Annotated in this window: 8 protein-coding genes and 3 tRNA genes; 6 read left to right on the forward strand and 5 right to left on the reverse strand. The window is 71.7% G+C overall.

The features are described from left to right. Window positions 1–52 precede the first annotated feature (52 nt). Window positions 53–1,024, reverse strand: coding sequence for an NAD(P)H-quinone oxidoreductase (locus tag GD632_RS04630; protein WP_152189200.1), 972 nt, complete (start codon window positions 1,022–1,024; stop codon window positions 53–55). Between the two features lie 76 nt (window positions 1,025–1,100). On the opposite strand from GD632_RS04630, the gene GD632_RS04635 reads away from it, so the two are divergent. Further along, a tRNA-Ser gene (locus GD632_RS04635) sits at window positions 1,101–1,188 on the forward strand. A 95-nt stretch (window positions 1,189–1,283) separates the two neighbouring features. Here the strand turns inward: GD632_RS04635 and GD632_RS04640 are convergent. Both GD632_RS04640 and GD632_RS04645 read right to left on the reverse strand, forming a co-directional pair. Then, complete coding sequence (locus tag GD632_RS04640) at window positions 1,284–1,868, reverse strand: PepSY domain-containing protein (protein ID WP_193311338.1); 585 nt, start codon at window positions 1,866–1,868, stop codon at window positions 1,284–1,286. 47 nt (window positions 1,869–1,915) lie between these two features. Then, window positions 1,916–2,095, reverse strand: coding sequence for a hypothetical protein (locus GD632_RS04645; protein ID WP_152189205.1), 180 nt, complete (start codon window positions 2,093–2,095; stop codon window positions 1,916–1,918). Window positions 2,096–2,177: 82 nt separating this feature from the next. Between GD632_RS04645 and GD632_RS04650 the strand changes: the two genes are divergently transcribed. Together GD632_RS04650 and GD632_RS04655 are read left to right on the forward strand one after the other, a co-directional pair. Further along, entirely contained in the window at window positions 2,178–3,428 is a 1,251-nt protein-coding gene (locus GD632_RS04650) for a threonine/serine exporter family protein (RefSeq protein ID WP_226924562.1), read from the forward strand. 59 nt (window positions 3,429–3,487) lie between these two features. Further along, window positions 3,488–3,576: transfer RNA gene (locus GD632_RS04655), tRNA-Ser, on the forward strand. Window positions 3,577–3,626: 50 nt separating this feature from the next. Here GD632_RS04655 and GD632_RS04660 read toward each other — a convergent pair. After that, entirely contained in the window at window positions 3,627–4,418 is a 792-nt protein-coding gene (locus GD632_RS04660) for an SDR family NAD(P)-dependent oxidoreductase (RefSeq protein WP_152189210.1), read from the reverse strand. A 134-nt stretch (window positions 4,419–4,552) separates the two neighbouring features. Between GD632_RS04660 and GD632_RS04665 the strand changes: the two genes are divergently transcribed. From GD632_RS04665 to GD632_RS04675, 3 genes are all read left to right on the forward strand, one after another. Continuing rightward, window positions 4,553–5,053, forward strand: a complete 501-nt coding sequence (locus tag GD632_RS04665; RefSeq protein ID WP_152189212.1) for a MarR family winged helix-turn-helix transcriptional regulator — start codon at window positions 4,553–4,555, stop codon at window positions 5,051–5,053. Between the two features lie 176 nt (window positions 5,054–5,229). After that, on the forward strand, window positions 5,230–9,531 hold the full coding sequence (locus GD632_RS04670; protein ID WP_152189214.1) for a lamin tail domain-containing protein: 4,302 nt from the start codon (window positions 5,230–5,232) through the stop codon (window positions 9,529–9,531). Window positions 9,532–9,702: 171 nt separating this feature from the next. After that, window positions 9,703–9,775 (forward strand) — tRNA-Arg (locus GD632_RS04675). Window positions 9,776–9,846: 71 nt separating this feature from the next. Here GD632_RS04675 and GD632_RS04680 read toward each other — a convergent pair. Beyond that, window positions 9,847–11,442, reverse strand: coding sequence for an alpha/beta hydrolase family protein (locus GD632_RS04680; RefSeq protein WP_152189216.1), 1,596 nt, complete (start codon window positions 11,440–11,442; stop codon window positions 9,847–9,849). Window positions 11,443–11,563: the final 121 nt, after the last annotated feature.

An 11,563-nucleotide genomic window follows, 5' to 3' on the forward strand; every position in this document is an offset into this window, starting at 1 on the left:
GCTGTCGGCGGGGAGAGAGGATCCCTCCCCGTCGACAGCCGGGTTGCGCCCGTCAGCCGCCCATGACGAGCAGGAGCTTGCCGAAGACCTCGCCCGAGTCGAGGAGCTCGTGCGCGCGCTCGGCCTCCGCGAGGGGCAGGCGGTCGTGGACGACGGCGCGCAGCCGGCCGTCGTCGAGCATCGGCCACACCCGCTCGCGCACCGCCGTGACGATCGCGGCCTTCTCCCCGAGCGGGCGGGCCCGCAGCGTGGTGCCGTGGACGCTGGCGCGCTTGCGCATGAGCGCCATGAGGTCGACCTCACCGCGCGTGCCCCGCTGAGTGCCGATGACGACGAGGCGCCCGCCCGTCGCGAGCATCGCGATGTTGTCGGCGAGCCCGCCCGCACCGAGGACGTCGAGAATGACGTCGGCGCCCGTGCCGCCGGTGGCCTCGTCCACCGCGGCCGGGACGTCAGCGCGGTAGTCGATGGCGACGTCGGCGCCGAGCTCCTCGCAGCGCGCGGCCCGGTCCGGCCCACCCGCCGTCGTGAGGACGCGAGCGCCCAGGGCGCGGCTCAGCTGGATGGCCGCGGAGCCCACCCCGCCGGAGCCGCCGTGGATGAGGACGGTCTGGCCGGCGGACAGGCCACCGACGTCGACGAGGTTGGACCATGCGGTGCACACGGCCTCGGGCAGGGCGGCGGCGTCGACGAGGTCGAGGCCGGCGGGTACGGGCAGCAGCTGCCCGGCGGGCACGGCCACCCGCTCGGCGTACCCGCCGCCCGCGAGCAGCGCGCACACGCGGTCGCCCACCTGCCAGCCGGTGACGCCCTCGCCGAGCTCCCGGACGGTCCCGGACACCTCGAGGCCGATGATGTCGCTGGCCCCCGGCGGCGGCGGGTAGTGACCCGCGCGCTGGAGGACGTCCGCGCGGTTGAGCCCGGCTGCCACCACGTCGAGGACCACCTCGCCGTGACCCGGTGAGGGGTCGGGCACCTCGGTGAGCTCGAGACGGGAGTCGGCGGAGACGGTGATGGCACGCATCCCTCATGCCTACCGCAAGACGTACGCCGCCGCTGCGTAGACTAGGCGCGCCGCGGCGCCGAGAGGCCGGCGGTGAGGAGGGCTGACAGAGCGGCCGAATGTGACGGTCTTGAAAACCGTTGTGCGGTAACCCCGCACCAAGGGTTCGAATCCCTTGCCCTCCGCCCGGTCGGGGCAGCTGTGTCGCCCTTCCCGATCGAGGGTCGCACCTTCCCGCACCCTGCCCGGAGCGGAAAGGGCGACCCGAGTGCGGTCCGGGCTAGAGCACCTCGCCGGTGCTCGCGTCGACGCGGACCTCGGTGGACGCGCCGTCGGTCGTCAGCAGCTCGACGTCCCACACGACGGTCCCGAGGTGCTCGTTGAGGTCGACCTCCTCGACGGCCGCGCCCACCTCGGTGGCGGCGGTCGTCGCTGCCTCCGAGGCCGAGATGGAGGCCGCCTCGAGGCGCTGGCGGTCCTCGTCCTCGAGCGGCTCGCGCTCACCCTCGTGGACGACCGCGTTCCCGTCGATGGACACGTGCACCTCGACGTCCTCGTCCCCGACGGCGACGGACACCTCCCACAGCTCCTCGCCGTCGTCGTCGCTGCGGTCGACGGCGAAGGCGAGCCCGCCGAGCTCCTCGGCGGCGGTGCTCAGGGCGTTGGCGGCGCCGTCCTCACCGGGGACCGGCTCGGGTGACTCCTCCTCGCCGGGGGAGAACTCGGGGTTGTCGGGCTCGCGGTCGGTGACGATGCCCTCGCCCGCCGTGCCGCTGTCCGTGGGCGGGTCGTCCTCGCTCGTGCAGCCGACGATGAAGCCGGTCGTCAGGGCCAGGACCGCGGTCACGTGCAGGGGGCGCCTCATACCCTCCAGCGTCCCAGCGCGGCCGCGGAGCCGCATGTGGGAAGAGGTCAGCGACGGTCGTCGCTCAGCCGGGAGCGCAGCGCGAGGTACAGGACGAGGGCGACGACCAGCACGACGACGAGCCGCACGAGGAACCACACCGCGCTGAACAGGACACCGACCAGCCACCACGCCAGCACGACGGCGGCGATGATGAGCAGGATCGTCAGGAGACTGTTGCGACGCATGCAGACAGTCTCCCACGCGGTCAGGTGGGCCCTGGGGCGGACGGCCCGGGGCGGTGCCGGCGTCCCCCGGCATGATGGTCCGGTGCAGGACGTTCCCGGACACTCCCTCGAGCGCAGGTCGGCAGCCGTCCTCCGGCTCGGCTCGATGCTGCTCGCCGCCGGCGCCGGCTCCTACCGCGTCAAGGACTCGATGCGGCGGGCGGCGGCCACCCTCGGGCTGCACCAGCACCGTGCGCAGGTGACGCTCACCGAGATCACCACCACCGCCCGCGACGGCGACCAGGTGCGCACCGAGGTCGTCGAGCAGCGCGAGGTGGGCGTCAACGCCGACCGGATCGACGCGCTCGCCGGGGTCGTCGAGCGACTGCGTCCGGGCAGGCCCGTGACCGAGCTCGAGGAGGCGCTGGAGCGGGTTGGGCGCACACCCCCGCGCTACGGCGCCGTCCTCAACGCACTCGCCGTCGCGCTCGCCTGCGCGGCCTTCGCCTTCCTCAACAACGGCGGACCGATCGTCTGCGCCGCGGTGCTCGTCGCCGCGGGGCTGGGGCAGGCGGTGCGCCGGCGCCTGCAGCACGCGCACCTCAACAAGTTCGCGATCACCGCGTTGTCGGCGGCACTGTCGAGCAGCGTGTACTTCGGGATCGTCCTCGGCCTCGAGCGGCTCGATGTCGCCGACGCCTCCCACGAGGCAGGCCTCATCTCCGCCGTGCTCTATCTCGTGCCCGGCTTCCCGCTCGTCACCGGCGTGCTCGACCTCGTCCGCATGGACCTGTCCGCCGGTGTCGCGCGGCTCGCGTACGTCACCGTCACGCTCCTGTCGGCCGGGATGAGCGTGTGGGCGGTGTCGTGGGTGGCCGCGCTCGAGCTCGACGGCGGAACGACGACGGCGCTCGCCGGGCCCGCCCTCCTCGCCCTGCGGGTCGTGGCCAGCGCCGTCGCCGCGGCCGGCTTCGCCATGCTCTTCAACTCGACCCCGCGGGCCGCGGGCGTCGCGGCGGTGATCGGCGGGATCGCCAACCCCGCGCGGATCTCCCTCGTCGAGGCGGGCGTCGCGCCGCAGGCCGCCTCGCTCGCCGCGGCCTGCCTCATCGGCCTCCTCGCGGCGCTCGCGGCCTCCCACGGGCGGGCCTCGCGGGTGACGCTCTCGGTGCCCGCCGTCGTCATCATGGTGCCCGGCGTGATGATCTACCGGTCCCTCGTCCACCTCAACGAGGGCGAGGTGGCGCAGGCGCTGGGCAACGGCGTCGAGGCGACGTTCGTCGTCATGGGACTGGGTGTGGGCCTCGCCGTGGCTCGCATGCTCACCGACCGGAACTGGGCCTTCGACCGGTGACGACGACGCGCTTTGGTCGTGCGCGCGTCTCCGGGTATCTTGGTGGGCGCATGACCCTTGGAGACGTCGCATAGTCAGGTCTAGTGCGCGGCCCTGCTAAGGCCGTGACGGGGCAACCCGTCCGTGGGTTCAAATCCCACCGTCTCCGCTCTTTCCCTGAGGCGCGACACCCGAGCGGTGTCGCGCCTCAGGACGTTCTCAGAGCATGGCGGTCAGGACCCCGCCGTCCGCGCGCACAGCCGCGCCGTTCGTCGCCGAGGAGAGCGGGCTCGCCAGGTAGGCCGCGAGACGGGCGATCTCCGCGGGCTCGATGAAGCGCTGCAGAAGGGAAGTCTGGTTCCCCGCGGCGATGGCTTCCTTGAGCGCGTGAGGCGGCACCTGCTGGGCCTCCGAAAGCTGAGCGACGGCATCCGCGACACCGTCGGAGTAGGTCGGGCCACCGAGGATCGTGTTGACCGTCACCGCCGTGCCTCGGGTGAGCTTGGCCAGGCCGTTGCCCAGCGCGAGCATGGCCGCCTTCGTCGCGCCGTAGTGCACCATGTCGGCAGGAACGTTGACACCTGACTCGCTGCCGATGAAGAGGATCCGGCCCCAGCCCTTGGCGAGCATCTCGGGCAGCAGGTGCCGCGAGAGCCGGACCCCGCTCATGACGTTGACGTCGAAGTAGCGCTGCCAGTCCGCGTCGGTGACCTGCGCGAAGGGCGCGACCTCGAAGAGGCCGACGTTGTTGACGAGGATGTCGACCTCGGTGAGAGCGGTCAGCAGGCCTTGGACGTGCTCCTGGTCCGCGAAGTCCGCGGCGATACCCGAGACGGACCCGTCCGGCACCGCCACCTGCAGCGCGGCCACCGCCGCCTGGACGCGATCGTCGTCGCGCCCGTTGATGACGACGGAGGCACCCTCCTCGAGGAGCGCCTCCGCGATCGCGTAACCGATCCCCTGTGTTGATCCGCTCACGAAGGCGGTCTTTCCGGACAGTTCGAGATCCATGTGGTTCCTCAGGTTCGCAGTGGGCTGCGCGGCGCCGTTCACTTGCGCAGGCAAGTGAACCGTAGGGACGAGCACTTGCCCGGTCAAGTCACCACCGCGCAGGCCGGGACTGCTGGCTCACGTACTCTGCTGTCATGTCGGAGCCCAGCACGCGCGCCCCGCTCAGCGGTGAGGACCTCGAGACGTGGGCGTCTCTCGCCACTGTTCTGGAGTGGCTGCCGACCGCGCTCGACGCCCAGCTGCAGAGCGCCGCCGGGCTGACGCACTTCGAGTACGGCGTGATGTACGCGCTCGCCCACGCCCCCGGCCGCACACTGCGGATGAGCGTCCTGGCGGGTTACGCCAACAGCACGCTGTCTCGCCTGTCGCGGGCAGCGTCGCGGCTGGAGTCCAAGGACTGGCTCAAGCGCACCACCGACCCCACCGATGGGCGCTACACCCTTGCGACCCTCACCGATCTCGGGGCGCAGAAGGTCGAGCAGGCCACCCCGGGGCACGTCGACACGGTGCGTCGACTGGTGCTCGAGCCGCTGACGCAGGCGCAGCGACGGAACCTGCGTGAGGTCAACCGGCGGATCCTGCGCTCGATCCGCGACGAGGGCGGCTGGCGCCCGCCGACGGGCGTCAGCGGCTGATGCCCGCATCCGGTGAGGTGCCCACGGGAGCGTAGGAAAGGGCCCACTGAAGGAGCGCGCCGCACACCGATCTGTTCATCCTTTGGTCAGACCGGGTCCATCAGCCGGTCGTCTCGCCGCGCGAGCATGCCACTCGGCAGGCATACGCCTGCCCTGCTCACGACCGAAAGGACGTCATGCTCCGTCGTCATGACCGGCCCTCCCGTGCCGGCCGCGCACTCATCGCGGCTGCTGCCGCCGGGGCGGTGACGCTGGGGGCGACGCTCCCGGCAGCCGCCTCCCTTCCCATGCGCTACGACATCGAGCCGGGCTCGCCCGTGCTCATCAGCGAGGTTGCCAACGGTGGCGCGGGCGCCACCACGCAGGCCAACCGCGACTCGGCGAAGAACTTCATCGAGCTCACGAACTACGGCTCGACCCCGATGGACATCTCCGGGTGGAAGGTCTTCCGCTGCGGCCAGACCGGGGGCGGCTACGGACCGCAGGCCGTCGTCGCCGACGGCACCGTGCTCCAGCCGGGGGACCAGTACACGACGGCGCGGGAGGGCTCCGGCTACGACGCCGACTCCTTCTACGGCACGAGCCTGCACGAGTTCGGCTTCGGCGCCTTCATCGAGGACGCGAGCGGCCAGCGGGTGGACGCCATCGGCTTCTACCACGAGGACATCGCCACCGACTGCGCCGACGTCGAGGGCCGGTGGCTGCAGCGCGGCCTCCAGCACCGCCTCGACGAGTCCCACCAGCGCGTGGGCAACACCGGCGACATCGAGCAGGACTGGGTCATCGCGCCCCGCACCGTCGACGCCCCCAACGTCACGGAGCACGACGTCGCCACCGTGGACAACGGGCTGCGCTTCTCGGAGCTCAACAGCAGCGGCTCCGAGAGCACCGCCGACCAGTACGTCGAGATCACGAACTACGGCGACGCCGCCGTCGACATGAGCGGGTACCAGCTGTTCCGCTGCGGCGAGAACGGCACCCAGTACCTCCAGGTCGGCGCGCTGCCCGACGGTTCGGTCCTCGAGCCCGGCGACAGCTTCCTCGCCGCGCGCAACGGCGGCGCCTACGCGGCCGACGCCGACGTCACCTACGGCACCTCGATGCACTGGCGCGACTTCGGCGCCATGCTCCTCACCGGCGACGACGAGATCGTCGACCGCGTCGGTGTCTACGACAACCGCAACAGCCCCTGCACCGCGGGCTCACCGATCGAGGAGAAGCTCAACCACTTCGACGGCACCACCTACCAGCGCGTCGCCGACACCGGGGACAACCTCACCGACTTCATCGTCACCGCCACCCGCACCCCCGGCGTCTTCGACCCCACCACCGACTACTCACCCGCCCCCGCCTTCGGAGGCCTCCGGGACGTGCGGCTGAGCGAGATCGCGCCCGCCGGACCGGCCGGCGGGGACGACGAGTTCTTCGAGCTCGGCAACTACGGCAGCGAGCCCGTCGACCTCTCCGGCTGGAGCGCCTACCGCTGCTACGGCACCGGCCAGCCCGGCATCGGCAGCAACGTCCAGATCGCCGACCTCGGCGTCACCCTGCAGCCGGGGGAGACCTACCTGGGTGTCCCGGCCGGTGCGCCGACTGCCCTCCGTGAGCGCGCCGACGGTGTCTACGACACCGGCCTCAACGCGGCCGAGGGCTACGGCATGTACCTCACCGATGCCGACGGCACCCTCGTCGACGCCATCGCCTCCTACGACGTCAACGTCAACCGGTACACCCCCTGCCGCCTCGGCGAGGAGACCCGGAACTGGACGAAGAACGACCTCGGCGAGAGCTACACCCGCGCCCAGTTCCTCAGCGACAACGAGCTCGACTTCGTCGTCTCCGCCGAGCGCACCCCCGGCGAGCTGCGCGACGCCGAGTACGTCGACCCCACCGAGCCGCTCCCGGGCGAGCTCGACCCGGTGAGCGTGGAGACCAACCACGTCCCCGGCACCCCCGCCGTCACCACCGACGACGGCGGCACCACCGTGACGACGGCGGACGCCGACGGTACGTCCCTCGAGCTGAGCGCCCGCGTGGCCGATCTGCGCGACTCCGCCGGCGTCGTCGTCCGCCAGGGCGTCAGCCCCGACGCCGTCCCCGCCACCCTCGCGGTCGACGGCGAGGACGTCGTCGAGGAGGCCGGTGAGGTCACCGGCACCGGCGGCTTCCCCTTCCAGCGCTTCGAGGTCCCCGCCGACGGGCCGGCCGAGGTCGTGTGGAGCGGCACCGCCACCCCGCGCAACGAGCTCCAGCTCCTGCTCTGGGCCGACGGTGCGTGGCAGGTCCTCGAGACGGCCGTCCCGTCCGCCGACGGTGACATCACCCTCGTCGGCGAGGTGCCGGCGTCGGCGGTCGACGACGGCGTCGCGCACGTCATGGTCATCGACGGCCCGCGCACCAGCGGCGGCCTGCTCGACGAGGTCGGCGTGCAGGACGGCGCCTTCGCCGACCCGGGCAGCTACGACGTCGCGATCAACCACATGACCGACACCCAGTTCCTCGCCGAGGGCTTCCGCGACGTCTTCCGTCAGATGGTCACCTGGGTGGTGGCCAACGCCGACGCCCGCAACATCGGCTACAACACCCTCACCGGCGACATCATCGAGAACTGGATGAACGGCAACCACGCCGAGGAGCGCGCCGACCGCGAGTTCCAGGCGGCGCAGGACATCATGAGCCTGCTCAACGACGCCGAGATCCCCAACGGCGTCCTGCCCGGCAACCACGACAACATGTGGGGCCACAACAACGACAAGTACAACGACTACTTCCCGGTGAGCATGTACGAGGGCCGGCCCTGGTACGGGGAGGCGTGGGCGGAGGGCGACAACTCCGCGCACACCGACTACTTCTCCGCCGTCGGCACGGACTTCCTCGTCGTCAGCCTGCCCTACCGCCCGTCGGACGAGCAGCTGGCCTGGGCGAGCGGGCAGGCCGCCGCGCACCCGAACCACAGCGTGGTCCTCGCCGCGCACTCCTACCTGCACACGAGCGGTGAGCGCGACGACGTCGACCTCCGCTACACGGCCACCGGCACCGACGTGTGGGAGACCGTCGTCGCGCCCAACGACAACGTGTTCCTGGTCCTGGGCGGTCACTACCACGGCGTCTCCACGATGTACGGGGACCCGGTGACCGGTGAGCAGACCGACGCGACGGAGGTGGCGCCCGACGTGGTCGCCGTCAGCAACGTCGGCGCGTCCGGGCGGACCGTCGTCGAGATGCTCGCCGACTACCAGGGCTACCGCTCGACCCTCGAGGAGGACCCGACCGTCACCCGGGACGACATGCTCGACCGCGACACCGGCTTCCAGCGGCTGCTCCAGCTCGACCTCGACGCCGGGCTCATGGCCGTCAACGCCTACTCCCCGACCCTCGACACCTTCGAGGCGTGGCGCTACGACGAGCCCGCGTTCCGCGGCCAGAACGCGCGCTACGACGCGACGGACGAGGAGTTCGTCGTCGCGGTCGACCTCGTGCGCACGACGACGCTGAGCCCGACCACCTTCGCGGTCACCGCTCCGTCCACGGAGGCTGCCGCCACCTCTGCAGCACCCGGCGAGGCCGTGGCGGTCCCGCTCGCGGCGAGCGACGTCGACCAGCTGTGGTTCGCCCGCGTGACCGACGACGACGGCAACGTCGTCACCTCCGTCCCGGCTGTGCTGCCGGCCGTGGCCGAGGAGCCGGAGCCCGAGCCCGAGCCGGAGCCGGAGCCGGAGCCGGCGGACCGGCGGACCGCGGAGTTCCACCTGTCCAACACGTGGCGGGGTTCGACCGACGTGCACTTTATGTTCGGCAGGTGGGCCGACGAGGTCTTCATCGGTGACTGGGACGCGGACGGCCGCGACACGGTCGCCGTCCGCCGCGGGAACGAGTTCCACGTGACCAACGCCGCCACCGGCGGCGCTCCGGACGAGGTGTTCCGCTACGGCCGCGAGGGCGACACGGTCCTCGTCGGTGACTGGAACGGTGACGGCACCGACACCTTCGCGGTGCGCCGCGGGGCGGAGTACCACGTGAAGAACACCCTGAACCCCGGGGACGCCGACGTCGTCCTCCGCTACGGCCGGGCCGACGACGAGGTGCTCGTCGGCAGCTGGAACGGCGCCGGTGGAGACACCTTCGCCGTGCGACGCGGGCAGGTCTATCACGTGCGCAACTCCCTGACCGGTGGCCCGGCCGACGTGGTCTTCCCCTACGGCAAGGCGGACGACGTCGTGCTGGCCGGCGACTGGGACGGCGACGGCAGGGACAGCTTCGCCGTGCAGCGGGGACGCACGTACCACGTGAACAACTCACTGCGCGGCGGGGACGCGGACACGGTCGTCACCTTCGGTCGCGAGGGCGACGAGGTCTACGTGGGTGACTGGGACGGCAACGGCAGCGACACCATCGGCGTCCGCCGGCCCCGCGGTGGGGCCCCGGCCCCGGCTGGCGGCTCCGCCAAGAACGTCATGGCCCTCACCAAGGTGAGCTGACCCCCACCCACCGCCTCCTCAGAAGCGCCGACAGCTGGGTTCCTCCGGTGAGGGATCCAGCTGTCGGCGCGGGAGGGGGCGCGTGGTGGAAGTCACGGCCCGCGGAGGGGGTCTGGGATTTTCTCCGGCGGCGTCGGGCGGCTATGCTCATTCTCGGTCCTCCGGGGCCATGCGCCCGTAGCTCAATGGATAGAGCATCTGACTACGGATCAGAAGGTTGGGGGTTCGAGTCCCTCCGGGCGCACTTCGTTTGAGACAGCGAACAGAACGGCCCCAGCACGGCGAGAGCCTGCTGGGGCCGTTCTCGTTCTCGGTTCAGCGGCGGATGCCGAGGGTGTCCTTGCCGTCCCCGTTCCAGTCGCCGACGAGCGTGGTGTCCTCGGCGCGGCCGTACTGGAGGACGACGTCCGCGTCCCCGCCCCGGATCGCGTTCTTCACGTAGTAGGTGCGCTCCCGGCGCACGGTGAGGGTGTCGCGGGTGTCGCCGTCCCAGTCGCCGACGTACACGTCGTCCTCGGCGCGGCCGTAGGTGACGACGTGGTCGGCGTCGCCGCCGCGGATCGCGTTCTTCACGTGGTACGTCGCGTCGCGGCGCACGGTGAGGGTGTCGCGGCCGTCGCCGTCCCAGTCGCCGACGAGGATGGTGTCCTCATCCCGGCCGTAGTGGATGACGCGGTCCGCGTCACCGCCCTGGACGGAGTTCTTCACGTGGTAGGTCTTGCCGCGGCGCACGGTGAAGGTGTCCACGCCGTCGCCGTCCCAGTCGCCCACGTGGACGACGTCCCCGGTGCGGCCGTAGTCGATCACCCGGGTGGGGGCGCCGGCGCTCGTGCTGTCACGGATGTAGAACGTCTTGCCCACGCGGTAGGCGATCGAGTCGCGGCCGTCCCCGTCCCAGTCGCCGACGTAGCTGCGGCCCCCGGTGTTGCCGTACTGGAAGACGTGCCTCGCCCTGCCCGAGAAGTCGTCGGCCAGGTGGTAGACGTTGCCCGTCCCCCCGATCCCGCCGTCGACGATGTCCCGGGTGCTCCCACCGTCCTCGACCGGGATCGTGCGTACCGTCGGCGTGCTCGGCCGGCTCGCCGCGCCCAGGTGCTGGGTGATCTCCCGGTCGACGATGCCGGCGAACTGGCCCCAGCGGTAGTGGTCCTCCCGGGCCACCCATGTCGCGTCGGTGATGAAGCCGTTGCGCGTGTACCAGTTGTAGCCGCCGCGGGCGCCCCACGGCTTGGTGGAGTAGCCGTCCGTGTCGGCGGTCCCGGTGTCGAAGGACACGACGGTCGAGGCCTGGTAGCCGGGCGAGAAGCGAGGGGTGCCCACCGGTGCTCCGCCGTAGGAGATGGCGACGGCGAGGTCGACGGAGTGGGCCTCGCCGTGGGCGGGCAGGAAGAAGCGGGTGGTCCACTGCGCGCCGGAGGAGTAGCCGCCGATGACGACGCGCTCGAGGTCGATGTCGTACTGCGACTTCACCCGGGCGACGAGGTCGGAGGACCAGCGCGCCTTGCCCGGGGCGTGCGCGACGTCGTACCAGCAGTTGTCGGAGTCGTCGCAGTCCGGGCCCGGAGCCTCCGGAGTCAGGAGGACCATGTTGTGCTTGCGCGCCACGGCGACCAGGCCCCTGATCCCGTCCGCGTCGAGGAGGAAGTCGCTGTTGGGCTCGTCCAGCCCCAGCCCCCCGGACCCGTCGGTGTAGACGAGCAGCCCCACGGGACGTGACCAGTCCAGGCCCGCGGCGAAGAGGTGGTAGCTCGACGAGTAGCCGCTCGAGGTGAAGGGCACGTCGAGCCGGTTGGTCCGCGGCCCGCCGGAGCCTCCGGTGGAGTCGGCCGACGCGGGCGCCGCGGCACCGGCCCCGACCAGCCCGAGGGCGGCAAGGACGACGACGGCGGTTCGGACGAGACGACGGTACACAGGCACTCCCCAGGTGGTGGAACGGCGACCCTGCTGAGCCGCCCCGTTCTCCGGAGTGATCGGCTCCCGCGCGCGCTCGCTGAGCGTCCTGACCGAAGTGTCACCCGTCCCACGAGCCGCT

Origin of the sequence: Georgenia satyanarayanai (assembly GCF_009193135.1) — a bacterium.
In the GTDB taxonomy this organism is placed as follows: Bacteria; Actinomycetota; Actinomycetes; order Actinomycetales; family Actinomycetaceae; genus Oceanitalea; species Oceanitalea satyanarayanai.

Coding starts and splice junctions, on each gene's coding strand:
- GD632_RS04665 (WP_152189212.1), top strand. CDS start 4,553: ATGTCGGAGCCCAGCACGCGCGCCCCGCTCAGCGGTGAGGACCTCGAG.
- GD632_RS04630 (WP_152189200.1), bottom strand. CDS start 1,024: ATGCGTGCCATCACCGTCTCCGCCGACTCCCGTCTCGAGCTCACCGAG.
- GD632_RS04645 (WP_152189205.1), bottom strand. CDS start 2,095: ATGCGTCGCAACAGTCTCCTGACGATCCTGCTCATCATCGCCGCCGTC.
- GD632_RS04660 (WP_152189210.1), bottom strand. CDS start 4,418: ATGGATCTCGAACTGTCCGGAAAGACCGCCTTCGTGAGCGGATCAACA.
- GD632_RS04670 (WP_152189214.1), top strand. CDS start 5,230: ATGCTCCGTCGTCATGACCGGCCCTCCCGTGCCGGCCGCGCACTCATC.
- GD632_RS04640 (WP_193311338.1), bottom strand. CDS start 1,868: ATGAGGCGCCCCCTGCACGTGACCGCGGTCCTGGCCCTGACGACCGGC.